Annotated in this window: 26 protein-coding genes and 1 other RNA gene; 15 read left to right on the forward strand and 12 right to left on the reverse strand. The window is 71.3% G+C overall.

The window, feature by feature from the left end:
* Positions 1–11: 11 nt before the first annotated feature.
* Both hflC and hflK read right to left on the reverse strand, forming a co-directional pair.
* Positions 12–989 (reverse strand): protease modulator HflC, encoded by a 978-nt coding sequence (gene hflC / locus ACLBX8_RS21265; RefSeq protein WP_020091289.1) that lies wholly within the window; start codon positions 987–989, stop codon positions 12–14.
* Entirely contained in the window at positions 986–2179 is a 1194-nt protein-coding gene (gene hflK, locus ACLBX8_RS21270; RefSeq protein ID WP_331297775.1) for an FtsH protease activity modulator HflK, read from the reverse strand. Before hflK ends, hflC begins: the two co-directional genes overlap by 4 nt.
* A gap of 456 nt (positions 2180–2635) precedes the next feature.
* On the opposite strand from hflK, the gene ACLBX8_RS21275 reads away from it, so the two are divergent.
* Complete coding sequence (locus ACLBX8_RS21275; protein ID WP_447700553.1) at positions 2636–3322, forward strand: dihydrofolate reductase; 687 nt, start codon at positions 2636–2638, stop codon at positions 3320–3322.
* Positions 3323–3394: 72 nt separating this feature from the next.
* Here the strand turns inward: ACLBX8_RS21275 and ACLBX8_RS21280 are convergent, their stop codons facing one another.
* Together ACLBX8_RS21280 and ACLBX8_RS21285 are read right to left on the reverse strand one after the other, a co-directional pair.
* Positions 3395–4189, reverse strand: a complete 795-nt coding sequence (locus ACLBX8_RS21280) for a thymidylate synthase (protein WP_447700552.1) — start codon at positions 4187–4189, stop codon at positions 3395–3397.
* 134 nt (positions 4190–4323) lie between these two features.
* Positions 4324–5181, reverse strand: a complete 858-nt coding sequence (locus ACLBX8_RS21285) for a CPBP family intramembrane glutamic endopeptidase (RefSeq protein ID WP_447700551.1) — start codon at positions 5179–5181, stop codon at positions 4324–4326.
* Between ACLBX8_RS21285 and ssrA the strand changes: the two genes are divergently transcribed.
* Positions 5173–5554: a transfer-messenger RNA gene (gene ssrA / locus ACLBX8_RS21290) on the forward strand. The two genes, ACLBX8_RS21285 and ssrA, sit on opposite strands and share 9 nt — an antisense overlap.
* Before the next feature lie 64 nt (positions 5555–5618).
* Complete coding sequence (locus ACLBX8_RS21295) at positions 5619–6245, forward strand: SspB family protein (protein ID WP_020091294.1); 627 nt, start codon at positions 5619–5621, stop codon at positions 6243–6245.
* Between the two features lie 221 nt (positions 6246–6466).
* On the opposite strand, the gene ACLBX8_RS21300 is transcribed toward ACLBX8_RS21295, so the two are convergent.
* Entirely contained in the window at positions 6467–6745 is a 279-nt protein-coding gene (locus ACLBX8_RS21300; RefSeq protein WP_056524376.1) for a hypothetical protein, read from the reverse strand.
* A gap of 85 nt (positions 6746–6830) precedes the next feature.
* Entirely contained in the window at positions 6831–8225 is a 1395-nt protein-coding gene (locus ACLBX8_RS21305) for a cytochrome P450 (protein WP_447700550.1), read from the reverse strand.
* 122 nt (positions 8226–8347) lie between these two features.
* Here ACLBX8_RS21305 and fumC point away from each other — a divergent pair, with 122 nt between their 5' ends.
* The 4 genes from fumC to ACLBX8_RS21325 all read left to right on the forward strand — a co-directional run bounded on the left by fumC (position 8348) and on the right by ACLBX8_RS21325 (position 11087).
* Entirely contained in the window at positions 8348–9757 is a 1410-nt protein-coding gene (fumC, locus tag ACLBX8_RS21310; protein ID WP_020091298.1) for a class II fumarate hydratase, read from the forward strand.
* Between the two features lie 61 nt (positions 9758–9818).
* Entirely contained in the window at positions 9819–10016 is a 198-nt protein-coding gene (locus ACLBX8_RS21315) for a DUF4169 family protein (protein ID WP_056524383.1), read from the forward strand.
* A gap of 137 nt (positions 10017–10153) precedes the next feature.
* The gene (locus ACLBX8_RS21320; RefSeq protein WP_020091300.1) at positions 10154–10378 is read left to right on the forward strand and encodes a ribbon-helix-helix domain-containing protein; all 225 of its coding nucleotides are present in this window, start codon (positions 10154–10156) and stop codon (positions 10376–10378) included.
* Between the two features lie 82 nt (positions 10379–10460).
* Positions 10461–11087 (forward strand): ParB-like protein, encoded by a 627-nt coding sequence (locus tag ACLBX8_RS21325; protein ID WP_020091301.1) that lies wholly within the window; start codon positions 10461–10463, stop codon positions 11085–11087.
* Positions 11088–11112: 25 nt separating this feature from the next.
* Here ACLBX8_RS21325 and ACLBX8_RS21330 read toward each other — a convergent pair whose 3' ends face one another.
* Positions 11113–11523: a PRC-barrel domain-containing protein gene (locus ACLBX8_RS21330; protein ID WP_447715711.1), complete on the reverse strand. Its 411-nt coding sequence runs from the start codon at positions 11521–11523 to the stop codon at positions 11113–11115.
* Positions 11524–11643: 120 nt separating this feature from the next.
* Between ACLBX8_RS21330 and mepA the strand changes: the two genes are divergently transcribed.
* Positions 11644–12564 carry a penicillin-insensitive murein endopeptidase gene (mepA, locus tag ACLBX8_RS21335; protein WP_447715712.1) on the forward strand — a complete coding sequence of 307 codons (921 nt, stop codon included), beginning with the start codon at positions 11644–11646 and terminating at the stop codon, positions 12562–12564.
* A gap of 26 nt (positions 12565–12590) precedes the next feature.
* On the opposite strand, the gene ACLBX8_RS21340 is transcribed toward mepA, so the two are convergent.
* On the reverse strand, positions 12591–13244 hold the full coding sequence (locus ACLBX8_RS21340) for a TetR/AcrR family transcriptional regulator (RefSeq protein ID WP_042672642.1): 654 nt from the start codon (positions 13242–13244) through the stop codon (positions 12591–12593).
* Between the two features lie 55 nt (positions 13245–13299).
* On the opposite strand from ACLBX8_RS21340, the gene ACLBX8_RS21345 reads away from it, so the two are divergent.
* The 3 genes from ACLBX8_RS21345 to ACLBX8_RS21355 all read left to right on the forward strand — a co-directional run bounded on the left by ACLBX8_RS21345 (position 13300) and on the right by ACLBX8_RS21355 (position 15807).
* Complete coding sequence (locus ACLBX8_RS21345; RefSeq protein ID WP_447715713.1) at positions 13300–14826, forward strand: FAD-dependent monooxygenase; 1527 nt, start codon at positions 13300–13302, stop codon at positions 14824–14826.
* A gap of 9 nt (positions 14827–14835) precedes the next feature.
* Positions 14836–15003 carry a hypothetical protein gene (locus ACLBX8_RS21350; protein ID WP_165923204.1) on the forward strand — a complete coding sequence of 56 codons (168 nt, stop codon included), beginning with the start codon at positions 14836–14838 and terminating at the stop codon, positions 15001–15003.
* A 309-nt stretch (positions 15004–15312) separates the two neighbouring features.
* A complete protein-coding gene (locus ACLBX8_RS21355; protein WP_447700548.1) occupies positions 15313–15807 on the forward strand; it encodes a PAS domain-containing protein in 495 nt (164 codons plus the stop codon).
* Between the two features lie 29 nt (positions 15808–15836).
* On the opposite strand, the gene ACLBX8_RS21360 is transcribed toward ACLBX8_RS21355, so the two are convergent.
* Positions 15837–16157 carry a hypothetical protein gene (locus tag ACLBX8_RS21360; protein ID WP_020091308.1) on the reverse strand — a complete coding sequence of 107 codons (321 nt, stop codon included), beginning with the start codon at positions 16155–16157 and terminating at the stop codon, positions 15837–15839.
* Positions 16158–16344: 187 nt separating this feature from the next.
* On the opposite strand from ACLBX8_RS21360, the gene ACLBX8_RS21365 reads away from it, so the two are divergent.
* Both ACLBX8_RS21365 and ACLBX8_RS21370 read left to right on the forward strand, forming a co-directional pair.
* Positions 16345–17022, forward strand: coding sequence for an HAD family hydrolase (locus tag ACLBX8_RS21365; protein ID WP_427508568.1), 678 nt, complete (start codon positions 16345–16347; stop codon positions 17020–17022).
* A 407-nt stretch (positions 17023–17429) separates the two neighbouring features.
* Complete coding sequence (locus ACLBX8_RS21370) at positions 17430–17717, forward strand: hypothetical protein (protein ID WP_091675555.1); 288 nt, start codon at positions 17430–17432, stop codon at positions 17715–17717.
* 8 nt (positions 17718–17725) lie between these two features.
* On the opposite strand, the gene ACLBX8_RS21375 is transcribed toward ACLBX8_RS21370, so the two are convergent.
* The 3 genes from ACLBX8_RS21375 to argH form a co-directional block, all read right to left on the reverse strand.
* Entirely contained in the window at positions 17726–18454 is a 729-nt protein-coding gene (locus ACLBX8_RS21375) for a hypothetical protein (protein ID WP_020091311.1), read from the reverse strand.
* 108 nt (positions 18455–18562) lie between these two features.
* The gene (locus ACLBX8_RS21380) at positions 18563–18844 is read right to left on the reverse strand and encodes a hypothetical protein (RefSeq protein ID WP_234081680.1); all 282 of its coding nucleotides are present in this window, start codon (positions 18842–18844) and stop codon (positions 18563–18565) included.
* 253 nt (positions 18845–19097) lie between these two features.
* Entirely contained in the window at positions 19098–20477 is a 1380-nt protein-coding gene (gene argH, locus ACLBX8_RS21385; RefSeq protein ID WP_091675547.1) for an argininosuccinate lyase, read from the reverse strand.
* A gap of 42 nt (positions 20478–20519) precedes the next feature.
* Between argH and tlpA the strand changes: the two genes are divergently transcribed.
* On the forward strand, positions 20520–21161 hold the full coding sequence (gene tlpA / locus ACLBX8_RS21390; protein WP_447715714.1) for a thiol:disulfide interchange protein TlpA: 642 nt from the start codon (positions 20520–20522) through the stop codon (positions 21159–21161).
* 54 nt (positions 21162–21215) lie between these two features.
* A complete protein-coding gene (gene nhaA / locus ACLBX8_RS21395) occupies positions 21216–22418 on the forward strand; it encodes a Na+/H+ antiporter NhaA (RefSeq protein ID WP_447715715.1) in 1203 nt (400 codons plus the stop codon).
* Positions 22419–22449: the final 31 nt, after the last annotated feature.

The following is a 22449-nucleotide window of genomic DNA, read 5'->3' on the forward strand; positions in this document are numbered from 1 at the left end:
AACGGGCCCCCTCAGCGCGCCGTCCCCGCCGTGGAGCCGGTCGTCGAGCCCGTGGTGGCGCTCGGATCGGCCGGTCCGCGCGGCCCGCGGGCGGCCGGGGCGGGTGCCCGGCCCTGCGGATCGCTGAAGAAGCGGAAGAAATCCGTGTTCGGGCTGATCACCAGGCGGGTATCGGATCCCTTCAGCCCGCTCTCGTAGGCCTGCATCGAGCGGTAGAAGCTGAAGAAGTCCGCGTCCTTCCCGAACGCGTCCGCGAGGATGCGGTTCTTGTCCGCGTCACCCTGTCCACGCAGCTGCTCGGATTTCTGCGTCGCCTCGGCGAGGATGACCGTGACCTCGCGGTCGGCCTTGGCGCGGATCGTGGCGGCGATCTGGTCGCCGTTGGCGCGGATGTCGGCGGCCTCGCGCTCGCGCTCGGTCTTCATCCGCCGGTAGACGGCGGCCGAGTTCTGCGCGGGCAGGTCGACGCGGGTCATGCGCAGGTCGACGATCTCGATGCCGAGCGCCTTGGCCTGCCGGTTCACGTCCTCCTGGATCTGGTGCATCAGCTGCCCGCGATCGGTCTTCACGATCGCGTCGCGGGTCGAGCGGGCGAGCACGTTGCGCAGGCCCGAATTGGTGAAGCTCGCGAGCCGCTGGTTGGCCAGCCCGATATTGCCCACCGCCTGGTAGAAGCGCAGCGGATCGACGATCCGGTAGCGGGCGAAGGCGTCCACCTCCAGGTTCTGCCGGTCGGCGGTGAGCACCGTCTGGACCGGCAGGTCGAGGTCGAGCACGCGCTTGTCGAAGACGACCACGTTCTCCATGAACGGGATCTTGAAGTACAGGCCGGGCTTGTCCTCGCCGGTGGCGTTGAGGACGGCCCGGACGCGGCCGAACTGCAGGACGAGCGCCTGCTGCATCTGGCCGACGGTGAAGATCGAGGCGTAGAGGCCGATCGCGACGATGGCCGCGACCACGATCAGGCCGGTGCGGAGAGCCTGTTTCATCGGGCAGCTCCCGTCTGGGTCTGGGCGCGGGCGCCGAACTCGGAGAGCGGCAGCACCGGCAGCACGCCGGCCGCGGTGGCACCGCCGGGCTGCGTCCCGTTCTGGTCGATGATCACCTTGTTCACGGAGCCCAGGACCTTCTCCATCGTCTCCAGGAAGATCCGCTCGCGGCTGATCGCCGGGGCGGCCTTGTAGGAGGCGTAGACCTCGCTGAAGCGCGCGGCCTGGCCGGTGGCGTCGGCGGTCGCCTTCGTCCGGTAGGCCTCGGCCTGCTGGACGATCTGGGACGCCTTACCGCGGGCCTGCGGCACCTCGCGGCTGGCGTAGGTCTTGGCCTCGTTCTGCGCCGTGTCGGCGTCCTGCTGGGCCGCGTTCACGTCGATGAAGGCGGGGCGCACTTCCGGCGGCGGGTTGACCGAGACGAGCTGCACCACCTCGATGCGCACGCCGGCGCCGTACTCGTCGAGCGCCTTCTGGACCATCTCCTTCACCTCCTGGGCAATGCTCGACTGCTCGTTGGTGAGGATCGCCTGGATGTTGCGGCGGCCGATCACCTCGCGCATCGCGCTCTCGGAGATCGCCTTGATGGTGCCCTCCGGATTCTGGAGGTTGAACACGAAGTCGGAGGCCTTCAGCGGGTTGACCCGCCACTGCACCTCGAAGTCGAGATCGACGATGTTCTCGTCGCCGGTGAGCATCAGGCTCTCGTCCGGCACGTCGCGGTTGCGGCCCTGCCCGTTCGGGCCGGCGCGGAAGCCGATCTGGATCGAGTTCTGGGAGCCGACATCCGGCTTCACCACCCCGCCGATCGGATAGGGGAAGTTGTAGCGCAGGCCCTCGCCCTTGGTGCCGACGTAGCGGCCGAAGATGGTCTCGATGCCGACCTGACGGGGGTAGACGGTGTAGAAGCCGGTCGCGAGCCAGATGGCGACGGCCAGGACGGCGATCACCGCCGCGCTGCGGCCGCCGCCGACGCCGGTCGAGCCGCCGCCGCCGTAACCGCCGCCCGAACCGCCACCGCCGCCCGGGATCAGACCGCGCAGGCGGTCCTGCCCGCGCCGGAGCAGGTCCTCGAGGTTCGGCGGCGTCTTGCCACCGCCGCCGCCGCTGCCGCCACCCCAGGGACCACCGCCGTTACCGCCGGGCCGGCCCCAGGGCCCCCCGCCGCCGCTCTGATTGCTCCAAGGCATCCTAGCCGTCGTCTCCTGCCTGTCCGCGCCCGGCCCACGTCCCGACCGGCGCCCCCTGCCTGAACGGCCACGCTCGCCCGCCTAGTCCCGACCATCCGGACCGATCGCACCGCGACCGCTCCCGGCTGGAGGCCTCGAGGGCCCGCACGCGCATCTTCCCGCAGGATGTGCAGGCCCGGCGTGAGCGCGCGCACCCGACAGGCACCTGCGGGCGCACGCCCCGTGCTGTCAAGGCTGGCAGGTGGGCATGCCGAGCATGGTTGGCAACTGCGACATCAAGTTAGATACGCTTCACAGAAACCGTTTGAGTCGGGGCGCTGATTCTGGATTCGCTGCGTAACAAGGGCCTGCCTACGTACCCCCACAGCGAGGCCGACATATCACCTTAACTGTTCGAGGAGATGATGCTCTCTGATGCACGCAGCCCAATGCCTGGCAGAATGAAATATTAACAAAATGAAACCGATCGAACGCACAATGCCATCGATTTCATACATTGTTGCCCGGAGCAATCCGGGCGACGTAATCGGCTGCGAGAATGAATTGCCATGGAAACTAAAAACTGATCTGAAATTTTTTAGATCAGTGACTGTAGGTCACGCCGTCATAATGGGCCGCAAAACTCTCGAATCTTTAGGTCGACCGCTTCCAAACAGAATTAATATTGTCCTTTCAACAAAAGGGGGAGAAAATCGAGACAACCTTTATTGGGCGAAATCACCAGAAGACGCCCTGTTTATAGCAGATTTTTTTTCAATTATACAGGGAAATTCTCAAATCATAGTCATCGGCGGGGCGCAGATTTATCTAGTGTTCAAGCAATTGTTCACAAAAATCTATCTGACCGAGGTTCAGCATAGAATTGACTGCGGGGACGCTTATTTTAAAGAGCGATTCGATCTGCGTGAGTGGGTCCTGATAAGCAAACAAGAATTCAAGGCGTCAGATATAGATGAGTACGATTTCAATATATCGATACTGGAACGACGCAATAAATACACAAGACACAGAAAGCTGGAAGAATTTTTAGTGAGGGAGAAGCCAGACGTTTCTAAGAAGGACCTCGAAGAATTCCCTGAAAAATTTATAAATCCTCCTGCCGAAACTAAGTCACAGGGAAATCTGTCTCTTCTAGTCGCGTAACATCTTAGAGGCGAACCCTCGCACAAGCGCCGCGCCTCGGTACTCTGGAAGCCGTAGAAAGCGGATTGCCGCTCATACCGCCACCGGGGCCGCGATGGCGGGATGCGGGTCGTAGTTCTCGATGGCGATGTCCTCGAACCGGAAGGCGAAGAGGTCGCGCACCTCCGGGTTGAGCCGCAAGTGCGGCAGCGGGCGCGGCTCCCGGGCCAGGAGGGTGCGGGTCTGCTCCAGGTGGTTCCGGTAGAGATGGGCGTCGCCGAAGGTGTGGACGAAGTCGCCGACCCCGAGGCCGGTCACCTGGGCGATCATGTGGGTCAGGAGGGCGTAGCTCGCGATGTTGAACGGCACGCCCAGGAAGGCGTCCGCCGAGCGCTGGTAGAGCTGGCAGGAGAGCCGCCCCTCGCTGACGTAGAACTGGAACAGGCAGTGGCAGGGCGCGAGGGCCATCCGGTCGAGGTCGGCCGGGTTCCAGGCCGACACGATCAGGCGGCGGGAATCGGGGTTGCGCCGGATCTCGTCGAGCACCCAGGCGATCTGGTCGACCGTGCCGCCGCCGGGCCTCTCCCAGGAGCGCCACTGCTTGCCGTAGACCGGGCCGAGATCGCCGCGCTCGTCCGCCCACTCGTCCCAGATCGTCACGCCGTTCGCCTTCAGCGCGGCCACGTTGGTGTCGCCCGCCAGGAACCAGAGCAGCTCGTGGATGATCGAGCGCAGGTGCAGCCGCTTCGTGGTGACCAGCGGGAAGCCCGCCGACAGGTCGAAGCGCATCTGGTGGCCGAACACCGAGAGCGTGCCGGTGCCGGTGCGGTCGTCCTTGGCGACGCCCGCGTCGAGGATGCGCCGGAGCAGGTCGTGATAAGCGTCCATCGCCCATTCCTGCGCGCCGGCGCGCCGGCCGGCAAGCGCGCCGCCGCCATATGTCCACCGCCGTCGCGTGGGAGCCGCTCCGGCGCAGGCCTGCGCGCGGCGCCCTGTCGGCCAAGCCGACCTCAGACCGGCCCTCAAACCGGCCAGAGCAGGTAGGTCACTAGGGCGAGGTTCGACCAGCCGTGCAGGGCGATGCCGGGCCAGAGCCGGCCGGTGCGCCAGCGCAGCCAGCCCAGCGCCAGGGCGAGGGGCAGCAGCGAGACCGGCCGGGCGAGCCCCCAGGACGAGATGTGAGCGGCGGCGAAGATGAGCGCGGTGACCAGGATCGCCCCCGCGGGTCCGACGGCCGCCCGGGCGCGGGCGAAGGCCTCGCCGCGCAGCAGCAGCTCCTCGGCCACCGGCGCCAGGATCGCCAGATAGGCGAGCCAGGCCGCGACCGCCGCCTGGCTCATGAACGGCGACAGCCGCACGTGCTGGCCGAAGCTCGCGCCGAACAGCTCCGCCGTGCCGGTGACCCAGGCGATGTGCAGCACTGGCCAGACCAGCAGGAGGCCCAGCAGCGCGACCGGCCGCATGCCGTTCGGCCGCTCGCGGTCGAGGGCGAGGCGGCGGCGCCAACCGGTCCGGTCGTGCCACCACGCGCCGCCGAGCACCAGGGCGGCGAGGTAGACCTGGCGCAGGGCGTCGATCGCGAAGGCCCGGTGGGCGAGTTCCACCGCGCCCAGGAACGGGCGCCGCTCGGGGGGCAGGAACGGGTCGATCCCGCTCCAGAGGTCGAAGCCGACGCGCACCGTGGCGAGGGACAGGAGGCTCGCCGCGCCGAGATAGACGATCACGAGGGCGACCAGGGCGCCGAGCCGCCACGTCGCGCCCCAGGCGCGCTCGAGCGGGCCCCGCGCGTCGGGGACGGCGGCGCGCGACTGCGCACTTCCGGCAACAGCCTCCCCCGGAGGCTCCAAATGAGGCGGCGGCGCGACACGATCGGGCTTCAAAACCGGACCGATCCCCTCTATATCTCGGGAGCCGGTCGCGAGGCCGGCTATGGCGATAAACGTTCTTCGCAATAAACCTATCGGACCCGGGGGCGGTACCCGGCGCCTCCACCCGAGCCCAGGACATGCTGCCGCAAGGGGCGTGATCGGAACCGGGGCTTCGGCGGGGGCGAAATAGGATCGACGAGGGCGTAAAGGTTGAGCTTTCGCTCGGCATGGTTCCGCCGTTATCGGGCCTTTGCAATAGTTGCCAACGACAACTTTGCTCCGGTGGCGGTGGCCGCGTAAGCGGTCCCCAATATCGACCTGAAGTCCTAGCGGGTAGCTCCGCATAGGCGGGGTTCGGAGGCGCCTGGCAACAGAAGCCTCCACTTCAGTCCTCGGTCCGGCCATCCGCGGCGGGGCGCCGGGCAGACCGGGCGAGAGCGCGACCGCAGATGGCAGACGACCTGATCCGCTACGACCTCCTGGTACAGGACGCCCTGCGCGGCGTGGTGCGCAAGGTCCTGACCGACGCGGCCCGCGAGGGGCTGATGGGCGAGCACCATTTCTACGTCTCGTTCCGGACGGAGGCCCCCGGCGTGCGGATGTCGCAGGCCCTGCGCGAGAAGTACCCGCAGGACATGACGATCGTCCTGCAGCACCAGTTCTGGGACCTCAACGTCACCGAGCACGCCTTCGAGGTCGGCCTGTCCTTCTCGGGCGTGCCGGAGCGCCTGCTGGTGCCGTTCGACGCCCTGTCGGGCTTCTTCGACCCCTCCGTGCAGTTCGGCCTGAAGTTCGACCTCAGCGAGGCCGGCGAGACCCCCGAGGAGGCCAACGCCGCCCCGGCCAAGCCCGGTCCCCGCGGCGCCGGCTCGGAACCCGGCGAGGTGCGGCCCAAGAGCGCCGGTCTCGCGACGATCGGCGCGGGCGCGCCGAAGGGTCTTCCCGCGCCCGCCGCCCCGGGCGAGAAGGACGCCGGCAAGACCGACGACAAGGCCCCCCGCCCCGCCGCCAAGAAGGAGGGCGAGGAGGGCAGCGCCGAGGTCGTGAGCCTGGACGCCTTCCGCAAGAAGAGCTGAGATCGCCCCTGGCCGACTCGGTCACGACCTTTCCGCTGCGAGATCCGTCAGGCTCAGGCGCGGTGAGGCGAGGCGATGGGAACGCGTTCAAATCGAAGCTCGGGGCATGCCCGATAGCAGGCCTCGACCGAACGTTGCCCAGACGATCGCCCAGGGAGCTTCACACAGTCGCGGCAGGCATTTCGGACCGCGCCGGCGCCGGTCGTGCCCCAGATCGACGGTCAGGGGCTCAGAAGTTTGACGAACGCGGCGCCCGCGCCGAAGAATGCGGCCGCAGCTGCCATGCCGGCGAAACCGATGGAGAGCGGGGCCAGGACACGGTCTCGACCGAGCTTGAGCGTCTCGGCGTGCAGCTTCGCCGCCTCGGCCTGAAGCTTGGTCTGCTCGTCGATCAGCTTCCGCTGCTCGGCCACGAACTTTTCCGTCTCCGCATTGGAGCGCAGGACGCGGGCGACCTGCTCGGCATAATCCAGCGTCACGGGAGCAACGGTGTCGACCATCGCGGTTCGTGCCCGATCTCAGCCAGCGCGACTCTGCTGACCCGTTCCGGCAATGTGAGAACGCACGGGGAACCCGTCAACCCGCTCACGCTCGCCGCTCGGCCTCCATGCGCAAGCCGTGCTCCGGCCGGAGCGTCACCCGGTGGAGCGGCGTGACCGCGGGGTGATCCGCCGGCAGCCGGAAGCGCACCGCCCGGACCACGTGGGCCAGCACGATCACCGCCTCCTGGATCGAGAAGCTCTGGCCGATGCAGACCCGCGGCCCCGCCCCGAACGGCAGGTAGGCGAAGCGCGGGATCGCGTCCCGGTTCTCGGGCAGGAACCGCTCCGGCACGAAGGCCTCCGGGTCGTCCCAGAGCAGCTGGTGGCGGTGGAGCACCCAGGGCGCCACCATCACCAGCGAGCCCCGCGGCACCTTGATCCGGCCGAGGCGGTCGTCGCGGACCGCCTGCCGGCTGAGGAACGGCACCGGCGGGAACAGCCGCATCGCCTCCTCGATCACCGCCCGGGTGAAGGGCAGGCGCTCGACGGCGAAATCCCCCGGCCCGGCCGCGTCGACCTCGGCCTCGACCCGCGCCTGCGCGGCGGGATCCTGCGACAGGCAGTAGAGCGCCCAGGTCAGGGAATTGGCCGTGGTCTCGTGGCCGGCGGCGATGAAGGTGACGATGTTGGCCTTCACGGCGAGGTCCGAGAGCCCGTTGCCGGTCTCGGGATCCTGCGCGGCGAGCAGCAGGGTCAGCAGGTCCCGGGGCGCCTCGCCCCCCGCCATCAGCGCCTTGCGCCGGGCGATCAGTTCGTCGACCACCTCGGCGAAGAAGCGCCCCGCCGGGCGCGCCCGCAACCGGCCGATCCGCGGCACGAAATCGGGCACGCCGAACACGTCGAGGGGGTCGATCGGCCCGACGGCCTCGAGGAAGCGCGTGATCGCGCGGCCCAGCGCGTCGGGATCGCTCGGCAAACCTTGCGTGAAGATCGTACGCTCCAGCACGTCGAGGGTGACGCGGGTCATCTCCAGGGCGACGTCGACCCGCTTGCCGTCGCGGCGGACGAGGCGGCGGCCGAGCCGCGCCCCGGCGGCGTTCATCGCGTCGGAGAAGCCCTGGACCGTCCGGGCGTTGAAGATCGGCGCCAGCGTCCGGCGCTGGAGCCGCCACTCGTCGCCCTCGGCGCTGAGCAGGCCGTTGCCGAGCCCCGGGGCCAGCACGCGGCGCTGGAGGTCGTCCTTGCGGTAGCCGTCGGGGTTCTCGATCAGCAGGTAGCGGATCAGCGCCGGGTCGCTCACCAGGGTGATCCGGCCCATCGCGCCCTCGGCCGCCACGACCGGCAGCTTGAAATGCGCGTCCATCCAGGTGGTGATCGGGTTCTTGCGCGCCGCCCGCAGGAACTCGAACAAGCCGAGCGGCTCCTTCAGCGGCGGCGGCACGACGGGGCGGAACCGGGTGCCGGCCATCGGTTCGGAGAGATCGATCGTGGCGCTCATCGGCTCCTTGTCCGGCGGGAACAGAGCCCCGCCCTTGTCGGCGCACCGGGGAAAACCGGCATCGCGATTCACCCGCGCCTCATTTAAGTAGGCACCGCACTGCACCAGACGTAGAGGCCACGATGTCGCCCACCGAGACCGCCACCCGCACCGAGTCCGACACCTTCGGTCCGATCGAGGTCCCGGCCCACCGCTACTGGGGCGCGCAGACGCAGCGCTCGATCCAGAACTTCAAGATCGGCACCGACCGGATGCCGGCGCCGCTCGTCCACGCCCTCGGGGTGGTGAAGCAGGCCGCCGCCCTGGTGAACAAGGATCTCGGCGCCCTCGACCCGAAGCTCGCCGACGCCATCGCGGCCTCGGCCGCCGAGGTCGTGGAGGGCCGCTACGACGACGAGTTCCCGCTCGTCATCTACCAGACCGGCTCGGGCACCCAGTCGAACATGAACGCCAACGAGGTGATCGCCAGCCTCGCCAACGAGCGCCTGGGCGGCCAGCGCGGCGGCAAGTCGCCGGTCCACCCGAACGACCATTGCAACCGCGGCCAGTCCTCCAACGACACCTTCCCCACGGCCATGCACATCGCGGTGGCCCGCGAGATCCAGGGCCGCCTGCTGCCGGCACTCTCCCACCTCCACGCCGCCCTCGACGCCAAGGCCAAGGCGTTCGACGCGATCGTCAAGATCGGGCGCACCCACCTGCAGGACGCGACGCCGGTCTCCCTCGGCCAGGAATTCTCCGGCTACGTCGCGCAGGTCGCCCTCGGCGGCTCGCGGGTCGCCGCGACCCTGCCGGGGGTGCTGGCGCTCGCCCAGGGCGGCACGGCGGTCGGCACCGGCCTCAACGCCCATCCGGAATTCGCCGAGCGCTTCGCCGCCAAGGTCGCCGAGCTGACCGGCCTGCCCTTCACGTCGGCCGAGAACAAGTTCGAGGCGCTCGCGACCCACGACGCCCTGGTGTTCACGCAGGGCGCCCTCTCGGCGCTCGCCGCCGGCCTGTTCAAGATCGCCCAGGACATCCGCTTCCTCGGCTCGGGCCCGCGCTCCGGCCTCGGCGAGCTGTCGCTCCCCGAGAACGAGCCCGGCTCCTCGATCATGCCCGGCAAGGTCAACCCGACCCAGTGCGAGGCCCTGACGATGGTCTGCGCCCAGGTGATCGGCAACGGCACCACGGTGAGCTTCGCCGGCTCCCAGGGCAATTTCGAGCTCAACGTGTTCAAGCCGGTGATCGCCAACGCGGTGCTGCAGTCGATCCGCCTGCTCGCCGACGCGGCGGTGAGCTTCACCGACAATTGCGTCGTCGGCATCAAGGCCAACGAGGACAAGATCGCCGACCTGATGAGCCGGTCGCTCATGCTGGTCACCGCGCTCGCCCCCTCGATCGGCTACGACAAGGCCGCCGAGATCGCCAAGACCGCGCACAAGAACGGCACGACCCTCAAGGAGGAGGCCCTGCGCCTCGGCTACGTGACCGAGGCGGAGTTCGAGCGCGTGGTGCGGCCGGAGACCATGCTGGCCCCCAGCGCCGATTAGTTTCTTGGGATTTGGCCGGCGCGGGTGTCCTGCGCCGGTCGCCATTGCCGGGAGGCGATCCATGGCCGAGATCATCAACCTGCGTCAGGTCCGCAAGGCGAAGGCCCGCGCCGAGGCCGACACGAAGGCCGAGTCCAACCGCATCGCCTTCGGGCAGCCGAAGAAGGCCAGGACCCTCCAGCAGCGCCGCAAGGCCCTGGAGACCGAGCGGCACGAGGGCCACCGCCTGGAGCGGGGCGAGCCCGATCCGGCAGACTGAGAGCAGATCCGGATGCAGCAGCCCCACCGTCCTTGCGAGCGGAGCGAAGCGATCCAGTCGCGCCACGCCGACCAGGGTCGCGCTGCCCTGGATCGCTTCGCTCCGCTCGCGAGGACGGGACGCGCAGCCGCCTCGCCATGAGCCCGGGCATCACCAAGCGCTCCGTGATGATCGCCGGCCACAGGACCAGCGTGTCCCTGGAGGACCCGTTCTGGGCGGCCCTGCGGGCGATCGCGGAGGCGCGGGGCCAGTCGGTCCAGGCCCTCATCGGGCACATCGACGCCGGCCGCGACGGCCAGAACCTGTCCTCGGCGATCCGCGTGTTCGTGCTGGAGGCCGTCCGCGCGATGCCGGAAACGTGAGCGCCGCGCGCCCTGGCCGCTCACCCGATCCTGAATAGGTGTCTGACGATCGCGTGACAAATCCACGCACGAAGGAGACCCCATGGCCAGTAGAGAGCCGCTGCTCAAGACCATCCCGATCGCGGAGCTGCGCCCGACGCAGATGACCGTGGGCTACCGGGAAGTGGCGGAGAAGCGGCGGCGCTGGCGGGAGTACGACGGCGAGAAGAAGAAGGAATTCCTCGGCGCCCACATGATCCCGACGCTGCTCGGGCCGAAGAAGCGCCACTACATCATCGATCACCACCACCTCTCCCGCGCCCTGCACGAGGAGGGCGTCGAGAACGTGCTCGTCACCGTGGTGGCCGACCTGCACTACCTCGACAAGGACGCGTTCTGGACGGTCTGCGACCACAAATCCTGGACCCACCCCTACGACGCCGACGGCGTGCGCCAGCACTTCGACGACATCCCGAAATCCGTCGACGCCCTGGTGGACGACCCCTATCGCAGCCTCGCCGGCGAGTTGCGCCGGGCCGGCGGCTTCGCGAAGGACACGACGCCGTTCAGCGAGTTTCTCTGGGCCGACTTCCTGCGGCGGAACATCAAGGAGAAGCGGATCGAGAACGACTTCTCCTCGGCCCTGGAGCGGGCGATGTCGCTGGCCAAGTCCAAGGACGCCGACTACCTGCCCGGCTGGTGCGGGCCGGTCACGCGCCACGTCCGCTGAGACCCGCAGACGGTCGCGGCGCCGCCTAGATGCCCCAGTAGGGCGCCGCGTCGTAGTAGCGGTGGATCTGCTCCTCCCAGGCGCCGTCCGCGGCCGGATCGGTGCCCTCGGGGGTGCGGGCCGGGGCGGCGCGCAGCTGCGCCTCGGTAATGTCGACCACGTAGGCGTCCTGCTGCGGCTCGAACCGCAGCACCGACCAGGGCAGCGTGTAGAAGTCCTCGCCGAGGCCCAGGAACCCGCCGAAGCTCATCACCGCGTAGGCGACCCGGCCCGAGACCTTGTCGAGCATCAGCCGCTCGATCCGTCCGACCCGTGTCCCGTCGGGCCGGCGGACATCCGTCCCGATGACCCGATCGCTGGCGATCAGGCGGCGGGGCTCCCGGCCGGCCGGGTTCACCGTGCCGGGCTGACCGGTGTCCGTTCCCGTTCCCGTCATCGCCGCCTCCCGACCGTTTCCGCGCGACGCGCGCCGTCTGCCCGAAAAACGCCCCGCCCCTGGGCCACGTTCCGGCGGGCGCCCGCGCCCGCCCTCTCCAGCCGGACGAACAGCCCCCGCATGCCGATGCCGCGTTTCGCCCAGAACCTCGCGCTCGCCGCCCTGCTCCTGCCCGCCGCCGCGCAGGCCCAGGATCGCGGCAGCGTCAATCCGAAGCCGCTGCCGCCCCTGGAGAATCCGGACGCGCCCTCGACGCCCGCCAAGGCGCTGTTCGGGCGGGTCACCAAGGCGTCCTCCGGTCCGGCCCACATCTACGGCTTCTACGCCAAGGGCTGCTTCGCCGGCGGCGAGGCGCTGCCGCTCGACGGGCCGAACTGGCAGGTCATGCGCCCGTCCCGCAACCGGATGTGGGGCACCCCCTACCTGGTCGACTTCATCGAGCGGCTGTCGCAGAAGGCCGCCCGGGTCGGCTGGCCCGGCCTCCTCGTGGGCGACATGGCCCAGCCCCGCGGCGGCCCGATGATCACCGGCCACGCCTCGCACCAGATCGGCATCGACGCCGACGTCTGGCTGACGCCGATGCCCGACCACCGCATGAGCCGGGCGGAGCGCGAGGAGACCTCGGCCACCGACATGGTCCGCCGCGACCGCCTCGACATCGATCCCCAGGTCTGGACGCCCACGCACCTGCAGCTGATCAAGATCACCGCCGAGCAGCCGGAGGTGGAGCGCATCTTCGTCAACGCGGCGATCAAGAAGGCCCTCTGCCGCGACGCCGCGGGCAGCCGCTGGATGTCCAAGGTCCGCCCGATGTACGGGCACAATTACCACTACCATATCCGGCTTTCCTGCCCGGCCGGCCAGGAGGATTGCCAGCCCCAGGGCGCGCCGCCGCCGGGCGACGGCTGCGACGACCTCAGCTACTGGTTCTCGGACGCGGTGCTCCACCCGAAGCCCCCGAAGACGCCGCCGAAGGCCAAGCCCGCCATGACCATGGCGGCGCTGCCCGCCGCCTGCCGGGCGGTGCTGAAGGCACCGTAGGCCGGGACCCCGGGGATGGTCGCCGCTCAGGGCGCGGCCGCCTCCGCGTAGGGCGTGCCGGCCAGCGCCGCCGCGAGGCCGGCCGTCCCCCGGTCGATGACCGCCAGGAAGGCGGCATTCGCCGCCTCCGTCCGCCGCGTCGCCCGGAAGGTCCGGTGCGCCCGGAGGAAGGCCACGCTCCAGGTCGCCAGCAGCAGGCCGGCCGCCAGGTCGGCGTCGGGATCCTCAGGCCCGCGCCCGACGGATTCGGCGAGCGCGACCCGCACCACGCCCGCGAGTTCGTCCCGGATCGCCCGGGCCCGGGCCTTGAGCGTCTCGCTCCCGGCCGCCGTCGCGACGAAGGCGCCGCTGCGCGCCGAGAATTCCACGACCGGGTTCCGGCCCGTCACCAGCCGGTGCGCCAGCTGGCGGAGCGTCTCGACCGGCGCGACCCGGGGATCGCGCTGCCGCAGGGTCTCGCGCAGGAGTGCGCGCCCCTCCTCATCGCGGTCGTAGAACATGTCCTCCTTGCGGGGGAAATGGTTGAACACGGTCATCCGGCCGACATCCGCAGCCGCCGCGATCTCATCCACCGTCACGGCGTCGAAGCCGCGCTCCAGGAACAGCCGCGTGGCGGCGTCGGAGATGGCCTGCCGGGTGGCGAGGCGCTTGCGGGACCGGCGGTCGGGAGGCGTTGACATGCGCCGCCTCATACCACATCCATTCATGGACTGAGTATAGAAATGGATTAAGTCCATGGATGAGCCTGTCGACGTCGTCGTGGTTGGAGCCGGGCCGGTCGGGCTCCTCACCGCCATCGAGCTGACCCTCGGGGGCGCGCGCGTCCGGGTGCTGGAGCGCCTCACCGAGCCGAGCACCACCATCAAGGCGCTGGGGCTCGGCCCCCTGGGCGTCGAGGCGCTGCAGCGGCGGGGGATGGGCGCGGCGATCGAGGCCGCCGAGGCGCGGAGCCTCGCGGCGATGGGCCGCTTGCCGGGTCAGGTCGGCGGCGGCCCGCGCGGGGCGCAGTTCAGCGGCCATTTCGGCTTCCTGTTCATCCGCCGCGGCCCGCAGGCGGAGCCGGACCGGCGCATGCGCGCGGTCGATCAGCAGAGCCTCGAAGCCATGCTGCTCGACCGCGCCGCGGCGCGCGGGATCGACCTGCGCCGCGGCTGCACGCTCACGGGCTTCACGGAGTCGGCCGACGGGGTCGAGGTGGCCTGGACCGCGCCGACGGGCGACGCGCGCGTCCGCTGCGCCTATCTCGTCGGCTGCGACGGCGGCCGCAGCGCGGTCCGCAAGATGGCCGGCTTCGCCTTCCCCGGCACGCCGCCGACGCTCACCATGTACCAGGCGATCGCCGATCTCGACGATCCCGCCGGCACGCTGCCGGTCGGCTGGCACCGCGGGCCGGGGGGCGTCTACGGCCACGGGCCGTTCCCGCGCCGCCTGTTCATGCTGGATTTCAGCGGCCCGCCGGCCGACCGGCAGGCGCCCGTCACGCGCGACGAGATCGAGACCGCGCTGCGCCGGGTCAGCGGCACGGACGTCCGCGTCGCCCGGGTCGCGGTCGCGAACCGGTGGGCCGACAACACGCGCCTCGTCGACACCTACCGCCGGGGCCGCGTGCTGCTCGCCGGCGACGCGGCGCATGTCCACGCGCCCTTCGGCGGCCAGGGCCTGAGCCTCGGCCTGGGCGACGCCGCCAATCTCGGCTGGAAGCTCGCCGCCGTGCTGCGCGGGGAGATGCCCGAGACCCTGCTCGACACCTACACGGCCGAGCGGCGCCCGGTGGCCGAGGCCGTCACGGCCAACACCCGCGCCCAGGCGGCGATCCTGCGGCCCGATCCGCAATCGGGCGCGCTGCGCGACCTGATGGCGCGGCTCCTGGAGAGCGACGAGGTCAGCCGGATCCTCGGCGGCCTGATGCGCGGCCTGAGCGCCCGGTACGATCTCGGCTCGGCCGAGGACGCGGTCGGCCGGATGGCCGGCGACGGGCCGCTCGGCGCCGGCGGCGCGACGCTCTACGGCGCGATGCAGGACGGCCGGGGCCTCCTCGTCGACGGCAGCGCCGACGGCGCGGCCTCCCGGATGGTCGCCGCGGCGACGGGCCGGGTGACCTGCGTGGCGGTCCCGGACGGGCCCTCGACGCTGGTCCGCCCCGACGGCTGCATCGCCTGGACGGGCGCGGCAACGGCCCTCGACGGCCTGCGGGAGGCGGTGGGCCGCTGGTTCGGCCCGTCACATGCCGGGCCGCTCGGCGCGCCGGCTCCGATGTGCTAACCGCCCCGGATGCCCCGCTGGCTCTTCATCCTCCTCGCGACCGCCCTCGCCCTCTCGGTCCTCGGCAGCGTCCTGATCGTGCTGCGCAGCCCGAACAGCACGCCGCCCCTGCGGGGCGGCGCCGCCGGCGCCCCGGCGCCGGGCCCGCAGACGCGGCCCGACAGCCGGAGCCCGTGAGGCTCGGGCGCCGCCGCCGGTTCCCACCGGGCCGCAACAGCCGGCCGGGTTCTTGGCCCGGTTCTTGGCCAGCTTCTTGGCCGGGGACTGCTGGTGGCAGGCCCCCGCGAAGCGGTGCGCCAGCGGCCCGCCTCCCGGTCTCGGGCGCCGCCCGATACGGGAAGGCGGGGACCGCCGGACGACGTTCGGCGCCCGCCCTCCGCGAACCGCGCCGCGAGAGACTGGACCGCGCGGGCAAATTCCGGCTTGGTGCCCCGACGACGCGGGTCGGACGTCCGCCCTGCGCGGCGCTGTGAGGGGCTGATCCGGATGGAGACGGGCGGGACCGCCACGAGCCACGTGCCGGACGACCTCAAGGCGGAGGCGCACCGGGGCGATCCCTTCGCGGCCGCCGTGCGGGCGACCCGGATGCCGATGATCATCACCGATCCGGCCCAGCACGATAACCCGATCGTCTTCGTGAACGACGCCTTCCTGAAGCTGACCGGCTACACCCGGATGGAGGTGGTCGGCCGCAATTGCCGCTTCCTGCAGGGGCCCGACACCGAGGCGGCGGCCGTCGACCGCCTCCGCGCGGCCATCCGGCGGGAGGAGGACATCCGGGTCGACCTCCTCAACTACCGCAGGGACGGCTCGACCTTCCAGAACGCCCTCTACGTCGGCCCGGTGCGGGACGAGGCGGGACGGGTGGTCTACTTCTTCGCCTCGCAGCTCGACGTCAGCGAGCACTACGCGCTGACCGCCGAGATCGAGCGGCTGAAGGCCGCCCTGGCCGAGGCCGAGGCCAAGCTCGCGGCCCGCTAGCCCGTCCGGAGGATCAGGGCTTCGTCGGATCAGGGCTTCGTCAGGAACCCGATCGGCTCGCGGCCCGGCTGGCCGAGCCAGAGCAGGACCGCGCCGAGGCCGAGGCCGATCAGGGAGGCCGGCGCCAGGGTGAGCGGCAGGCCCAGGATGTGCCAGAGCCAGGGCGCCGCCCCCTCCACGCTGCCCTGCAGGGCGCTGGCCTTGTCCTTGAACAGGGTGGCGATCACGTCGGAGAGCGGCGTCACCCGCAGCCCGTTGTTGGCGATGGAGCGGGCACCGTCGTAGACCAGCGCGACGAAGCCGCCGGCCATCAGCAGGAAGCCCAGGACGCGGGCCAGGAAGCGGAACATCGCGGGGCCTTCTGAGCCTTGCCTTACGGGCCGTGGGTGCCGGATCGGCGCGCCCGCCCCGGGAGTATGGGGCCGCGCCGCAAGGTGCAAGCACCCGGGGCGAGCGTCGATCCGCGCGGTTGCGGGGCCCTCGGGCCCATGCCACAGGGTCGCCCGGCGGCGGCGGGCCGTGCGGGAACGGTCGACCTTGGACGCGCGCGCGACGAATCTCGGCCTCGTGATCTTCGATTGCGACGGCGTCCTCGTGGACAGCGAGCCCCTGAGCCTCGCCTGCCTGACGGCCGGGCTCAACCGGATCGGCGTGGACATCGACTTCGCCACCGTGCGGGCGCGCTTCACCGGCACCGCGATGCCCTCGATCATGGCGCATATCGCGAGCGACTACGGCGTCACCGCCCCGGACGGCTTCGTCGAGGCGGTGAAGGCCGAGACCCTGGCGCTGTTCGACGCGGAGCTGCGGGCGATGCGCGGCGTCGCCGAGGCGGTCGCCGCCGTGGGCCTGCCGGTCTGCGTCGCGTCGAGCAGCGACCCGGTGCGGCTGCGCCACTCCCTGACGCTGACCGGGCTGCTCCCCCTGTTCGGCGACCGCGTCTTCTCCTCGGCGCAGGTGGCGCGGGGCAAGCCCTTCCCCGACCTGTTCCTGTTCGCCGCCGAGCGGATGGGCGTCGCTCCGGCGGCCTGCCTCGTGATCGAGGACAGCGTTCCCGGGGTCACGGCGGCCCGGAGCGCCGGCATGCGGGTCGCGGGCTTCACCGGCGGCGGCCACTGGGGTCACGATCCGGCGGGCGCCGGGCTCGCGGAGGCCGGCGCGGCCCGGATCTTCTCGGACTTCTCCGACCTCGCCGCGGTGATCGCCGCGGCCTGAACGATCCGCCTCCCGGACGCGCGCCCGGGACCGGCTTCCTGCCAGGCCGGCCCTCGAAATCGGAAGTCCGTTCCGTTGACGGTGCGCCGTGCCGCGCCCATCTTCAGGGATGCCGGCCCGGCCGCGCACTTCGGGTGCGCGACAGGACCGGCCGCGGTCCTTTGAGAAGCGTAGCTTGCGCCGCGTGATCAAACGCTAAAGCACTGCGCCGGCCCCGCGCCGCGCGGTCCTTCAGTCTGGAGGACGTCCGATGGTCACTCGCACATCGTCCCTTCGATACCCGCTCCCGATCGCCCCCTGCTGCCCCGCCGCCCGCCGGCGCTGTCGACGCTGAGCCCCGTCGATCCTCCGCAGCAGCCAACGCGATCCGGCACGGCGACCGGCCGGCCCAGGGAGTTCCCGATCCGATGCACAGCCTCGCAGAGTACAAACCCGAAGACCGTCCCGACCTCGCGGACCCGGCCCTCGGCCCGAGCGAACCCGCCCGGGTGATCGAGATCGGTGAGGTCACCGCCGGGATCGCCGTTCCCGAGGGGCGCGGCGTCCGGTTCTTCTCGTCCGCGCGCGATTTCGACGGGCTCGACGGCGCCGTGTTCCGCACGGCCGAGCAGGCCGCCCGCGCGGCCCGCGCGCGCATGAGCGCCCGGACCCGGCCCCCCGACCGGGCGCACCGGCCCGCGCTGCGGCGGGCCTGACCCGCCCGCTACTTGCTGCACTCGTCCCGGGTGCGCTTCATGGCCTCCGCGAATCCGCCGAGCGCGTACTCGTCGCTCGTCGGGTTCCCGCGCAGCGACGTGGCCTTGATGATGATCTTCGGGTTGCGGGCGCTCATCTCGGAGACGACCCGCGCCTCCTCGGCGGGGTTCTGCAGCCACGCATTGCCGTCCTTGACCACGAGGCCGTAGCGGCTGGCGCCGAGGTTGAGGCTCGGGTCGGTCGGCGCGGCCGCGGAGCCGGGCTTGACCTGGGAGGCCGCGGGCTTCGACGGGAAGCCCAGCATCACCGCCACCTCGTTCTGGATGTTCTCGCCCTTGCGCACGCTCACGAACAGGTAGGCGGTGTCGCGCTTCAGGGTCTTGGGCGAGCGCGTCTGCGGCTGCGCGATCGCGTAGCAGAGCTTGTTGCGGCCGTCGCCGTTCACGAACACGTTCCAGTCGCCGAAGATCGCCACCGGGGTGGCCTGCTGCATCCCCGGCGGGGTCGCGGTCTTCTTCTCGGCGCGCTTGCTCCGCTCGCGGCCGTGCCGCCGCCCGCGCCGCGACGGGGCCGCGTCGCCACCGCCGGCGTCCGGGGCCGCCGCCGCGTCCTGGGCGTGGGCCGCCGTCGCGACCAGACAGGTCCCGCCGAGCACACCTCCGACGAGGCCGGTAACCAGCCCGGAGGCGAGCAGGGCGAGAGCTCCGACCGGGAGCGAGCGGGGGACGCGGACCATCTTCACTTCCTGACGACGGGCGGCTCCGTCAGGAGCCGGACCGGGGTTCGGGATTAGTGAAGCTTGCGTAAAACGTCGGCAAGATGGCGAGGCGGGATCCGTCGACAATCAGACGGCGCGGGCTTCCGTCGCCCGGGCCGCGATGACGCCGGCCGGGACCGGCAGCGCCTCGACCGCCGGGCCGGCGGGCACCGCGATGGCGTTCGGCCGGGCCGGCGCGGCGCGCTGGCGGGGCGGATCGTTGTAGGGGGTGTTGTAGCCCTTGCGGACGGCGGCCCAGTAGGACTCGCGCGTCAGGCCCGAACCGGTCAGGGCGGCGTCGATCATCGCCGTGGCGTGCGCCGCGAAATCCGGCACCTCCTCCGTGTTCAGCCAACTCTCGACAGGCATCCTGCGAACTCCGATCCAGACGGCGAAGCTTGTAGCTGAGCGGACTTAGCCAGATGGTGAACGCGCGGGTGGGCCGAGGGTTGCAATGCACAATTTTGAACGGTCCTGTGGATGAGCGGGGGCCCGTTCCCTGATCCGAGGCGACCGGGGGCCCACCCCGCGGTCGGAGCGTCGGGCCGCAGGCCCCCGGCAACCCTCAGGGGCTAGCGGCGCGAAGCGTCAGCCGGCGCCGGTCGCCGTCGGCCGCGACGGCTCAGCCCAGCCGCTCGATCCAGGCCTGCGCCTGGCGCCGGACGTTGTCGGGTGCGGTGCCGCCGTAGCTGGTGCGGCTCGCCACCGAGTTCTCGACGCCCAGCACCGCGTAGACCGCCTCGGTGATCCGCGGCTCCGCCTCCTGCATCTCGGGCAGCGACAGCTCTTCGAGCCCGACGCCCTTGGCGGAAGCCGCGCCGACGAGGCGGCCGGTGACGTGGTGTGCCTGACGGAACGGCAGCCCGAGCTCGCGCACCAGCCAGTCGGCGAGGTCGGTGGCGGTGGCGTAGCCGGAGCCGGCGGCGCGGCCGAGCACTTCGGCGTTGGGCTCCAGGTCCTTCACCATGCCGGTCATGGCGGCGAGGCACAGGGACAGGGCCTGGAGGGCGTCGAACGTGCCCTCCTTGTCCTCCTGCATGTCCTTCGAGTAGGCGAGCGGCAGGCCCTTCATGACGATGAGCAGGCCGGTCAGCGCGCCGATGATCCGGCCGCTCTTCGCGCGCACCAGCTCGGCGGCGTCGGGGTTGCGCTTCTGCGGCATGATCGACGAGCCGGTGGTGAACCCGTCCGACAGCCGCACGAAGTTGAACTGGGCCGAGGTCCAGACCACCAGCTCCTCGGCGAAGCGCGACAGGTGCACGGCGCAGATCGAGGCCGCCGCCAGCGCCTCCAGGGCGAAGTCGCGGTCGGCGACCGAGTCGAGGGAGTTGGCGGTCGGCCGGTCGAAGCCGAGGGCCGCCGCGGTGGCGTGCCGGTCGATCGGGAAGGACGTTCCGGCGAGCGCGGCGGCGCCGAGCGGGCACTCGTTGAGCCGCGCCCGGGCGTCGCGGAACCGGCCCCGGTCGCGGGCCAGCATCTCGACATAGGCGAGGCAGTGATGGCCGAAGGTCACCGGCTGGGCCGACTGGAGATGGGTGAAGCCCGGCATCACGGTGCCGGCGTGCTTCAGCGCCGCCTGGCTGAGGGCGCGCTGCAGGTCGGCGGCCTGCTGGTCGAGGGAATCGAGGGTGTCGCGCACCCAGAGCTTCATGTCGGTGGCGACCTGGTCGTTGCGCGAGCGCGCCGTGTGCAGGCGGCCGGCGGCCGGGCCGACGATCTCGGTCAGCCGGCTCTCCACCGACATGTGGATGTCCTCGAGCTCGCGCTTGAACGCGAAGCTTCCGCCCTCGATCTCGTCACGCACGGACTTGAGCCCGGCCTCGATCGCGGCCACATCCTCCGCCGGCAGGATGCCGGCTTGGCCCAGCATCGCCACATGCGCCAGCGAGCCGCGGATATCCTGGGGCGCGAGGCGCTTGTCGAACCCGATGGAGGCGTTGATCTCCTCCATGATCTCCGCCGGGCCGCTCGCGAAGCGGCCGCCCCACATCCGGTTGCTCATGTCGATCCTTCCGCGCCCTGACCGTCCCGAGGCCCGAGCCTGATGCCCGGCCGCACGCCCATCCTGGCCGGCGCGGGCGTCGCCGCGCTCGCCGTCCTCGGCCTCGCCCTATACGGGAGCGGTCTCCTGCCCGGCAACACGGGCGGCGCCCTTCAGCCCTGCGCCGCCGCCAAGCCGGCGCTCGCCCGGGTCGATGCAGCCGCGAAGGGCGAGGTCGCCGCCATGCAGGCCCCGCCGCAGGCCCGGCCCGCGCCGGACATCCGGTTCAAGGGGCCGGACGGCGCCGAGACCGGCCTCGCCGACCTCAGGGGCCGGCTGCTCCTCGTGAATCTCTGGGCGACGTGGTGCGCGCCCTGCAAGGCCGAGATGCCGGCCCTCGACCGGCTCCAGGCGCAGCTCGGCGGGCCCGACTTCCAGGTCGTCGCGATCAACGTCGACACGCGCAACCTCGAGAAGCCGGCGGAATGGCTGAAGCAGGCGGGCATCCACGACCTCGCCTTCTACGCCGATCCCGGCGGCCGCGTGCTGCCGATCCTCCAGCGCGACACGCAGTCGCCCGGCCTGCCGACCACGATGCTGGTCGACGCGCGGGGCTGCACGATCGGGGTGATGAAGGGGCCGGCCGCGTGGTCGAGCCCGGACGGGCTGGCGCTGATCCGCGCGGCCCTGGGGCGGACGTCGTAACGGTCTCGGCCGCGCGGTTGCGCGCGTCTCCGATGCGCGGCAAGGCGTGTCGCGATGACCTCGCCCGCCCCTGACCGCCCCCCTCCGAGGCGGAGGCCCCGCCCCCTCTCGATCATCCGCACGCTGCTCGCCGGCGAGGCGGCGGGCGGGCTGATCCTGATGGCGGCGGCGGCCCTGGCGCTGGTCGTCGCCAACGGGCCGCTCGCGGACACCTACGCGCACGCCCTCCACGCCGAACTCGGCCCGATGAGCGTGCAGCACTGGATCAACGACGGCCTGATGGCCGGGTTCTTCCTGCTGGTCGGCCTGGAGATCAAGCGCGAGGCCCTCGACGGGCGGCTGCGGACCTGGCCCGACCGGGTCCTGCCCGGCGTCGCGGCGCTCGGCGGCATGGCGGTCCCGGCCGCATTCTACGCGCTCACCAATCTCGGGGCCGGCACCCTGCGGGGCTGGGCGATCCCGGCCGCCACCGACATCGCCTTCGCGCTGGGCGTCCTCGCGCTCCTCGGGTCGCGGGTGCCGGTCTCCCTCAAGATCTTCCTCAGCGCGGTCGCCATCGTCGACGACCTCGGCGCCGTGGTGGTGATCGCGCTGTTCTACAGCTCCGGCCTCGACCTCACCATGCTGGCGCTCGCCGCCGCGGTGCTGGCCGCCCTCTACGGCCTCAACCGGGCGGGGATCGGGTGGCTCCCGGCCTATGGGCTCCTCGGCCTCGTGCTGTGGGTCCTCGTGCTGCGCTCCGGGATCCACGCGACGATCGCGGGCGTGCTGCTCGCGATCACGATCCCGATCCGGGTCAGCCCGGGCCGGCCGGAGGACGCGCACTCGCCCCTGCACCGGCTGGAGCACGCCCTCGCCCCCTGGATCACCTACGGGGTGGTCCCGGTCTTCGGCTTCGCCAATGCCGGCGTCGACCTCTCCGGCCTCACCCCCGAGGCCCTGCTCCAGCCGGTGACGCTCGGCATCGCGGCGGGCCTGTTCCTCGGCAAGCAGGCCGGCGTGTTCGCGAGCCTACGGCTGGCCGTGGCGCTGGGATGGGCCAAGCGCCCGGCCGGGGCCGGCTGGGGGCAGGTCTACGGGGTCACGGTCCTGTGCGGCATCGGCTTCACCATGAGCCTGTTCATCGGCGGCCTCGCCTTCCCGGACCCGCAGCACGAGACCGCCGTGAAGCTCGGCGTGCTCGCGGGCTCGGCCCTGTCGGGACTCGCCGGCGCGGCGATCCTCCTCGTCGCGAAGCGCCGCGTCGCCCCGCACTAGCGGGCGGCGCGCTTCGTCATTGCGAGCGCAG

This window comes from Methylobacterium sp. D48H (assembly GCF_053345715.1).

Bases quoted from the DNA above. Each gene is read 5' to 3' on its own strand.
- hflC (WP_020091289.1), bottom strand. From the start codon at position 989: ATGAAACAGGCTCTCCGCACCGGCCTGATCGTGGTCGCGGCCATCGTC.
- hflK (WP_331297775.1), bottom strand. From the start codon at position 2,179: ATGCCTTGGAGCAATCAGAGCGGCGGCGGGGGGCCCTGGGGCCGGCCC.
- ACLBX8_RS21275 (WP_447700553.1), top strand. From the start codon at position 2,636: ATGAAACCGATCGAACGCACAATGCCATCGATTTCATACATTGTTGCC.
- ACLBX8_RS21280 (WP_447700552.1), bottom strand. From the start codon at position 4,189: ATGGACGCTTATCACGACCTGCTCCGGCGCATCCTCGACGCGGGCGTC.
- ACLBX8_RS21295 (WP_020091294.1), top strand. From the start codon at position 5,619: ATGGCAGACGACCTGATCCGCTACGACCTCCTGGTACAGGACGCCCTG.
- ACLBX8_RS21300 (WP_056524376.1), bottom strand. From the start codon at position 6,745: ATGGTCGACACCGTTGCTCCCGTGACGCTGGATTATGCCGAGCAGGTC.
- ACLBX8_RS21305 (WP_447700550.1), bottom strand. From the start codon at position 8,225: ATGAGCGCCACGATCGATCTCTCCGAACCGATGGCCGGCACCCGGTTC.
- fumC (WP_020091298.1), top strand. From the start codon at position 8,348: ATGTCGCCCACCGAGACCGCCACCCGCACCGAGTCCGACACCTTCGGT.
- ACLBX8_RS21315 (WP_056524383.1), top strand. From the start codon at position 9,819: ATGGCCGAGATCATCAACCTGCGTCAGGTCCGCAAGGCGAAGGCCCGC.
- ACLBX8_RS21320 (WP_020091300.1), top strand. From the start codon at position 10,154: ATGAGCCCGGGCATCACCAAGCGCTCCGTGATGATCGCCGGCCACAGG.
- ACLBX8_RS21325 (WP_020091301.1), top strand. From the start codon at position 10,461: ATGGCCAGTAGAGAGCCGCTGCTCAAGACCATCCCGATCGCGGAGCTG.
- ACLBX8_RS21330 (WP_447715711.1), bottom strand. From the start codon at position 11,523: ATGACGGGAACGGGAACGGACACCGGTCAGCCCGGCACGGTGAACCCG.
- mepA (WP_447715712.1), top strand. From the start codon at position 11,644: ATGCCGATGCCGCGTTTCGCCCAGAACCTCGCGCTCGCCGCCCTGCTC.
- ACLBX8_RS21340 (WP_042672642.1), bottom strand. From the start codon at position 13,244: ATGTCAACGCCTCCCGACCGCCGGTCCCGCAAGCGCCTCGCCACCCGG.
- ACLBX8_RS21345 (WP_447715713.1), top strand. From the start codon at position 13,300: ATGGATGAGCCTGTCGACGTCGTCGTGGTTGGAGCCGGGCCGGTCGGG.
- ACLBX8_RS21350 (WP_165923204.1), top strand. From the start codon at position 14,836: ATGCCCCGCTGGCTCTTCATCCTCCTCGCGACCGCCCTCGCCCTCTCG.
- ACLBX8_RS21355 (WP_447700548.1), top strand. From the start codon at position 15,313: ATGGAGACGGGCGGGACCGCCACGAGCCACGTGCCGGACGACCTCAAG.
- ACLBX8_RS21360 (WP_020091308.1), bottom strand. From the start codon at position 16,157: ATGTTCCGCTTCCTGGCCCGCGTCCTGGGCTTCCTGCTGATGGCCGGC.
- ACLBX8_RS21370 (WP_091675555.1), top strand. From the start codon at position 17,430: ATGCACAGCCTCGCAGAGTACAAACCCGAAGACCGTCCCGACCTCGCG.
- ACLBX8_RS21375 (WP_020091311.1), bottom strand. From the start codon at position 18,454: ATGGTCCGCGTCCCCCGCTCGCTCCCGGTCGGAGCTCTCGCCCTGCTC.
- ACLBX8_RS21380 (WP_234081680.1), bottom strand. From the start codon at position 18,844: ATGCCTGTCGAGAGTTGGCTGAACACGGAGGAGGTGCCGGATTTCGCG.
- argH (WP_091675547.1), bottom strand. From the start codon at position 20,477: ATGAGCAACCGGATGTGGGGCGGCCGCTTCGCGAGCGGCCCGGCGGAG.
- tlpA (WP_447715714.1), top strand. From the start codon at position 20,520: ATGCCCGGCCGCACGCCCATCCTGGCCGGCGCGGGCGTCGCCGCGCTC.
- nhaA (WP_447715715.1), top strand. From the start codon at position 21,216: ATGACCTCGCCCGCCCCTGACCGCCCCCCTCCGAGGCGGAGGCCCCGC.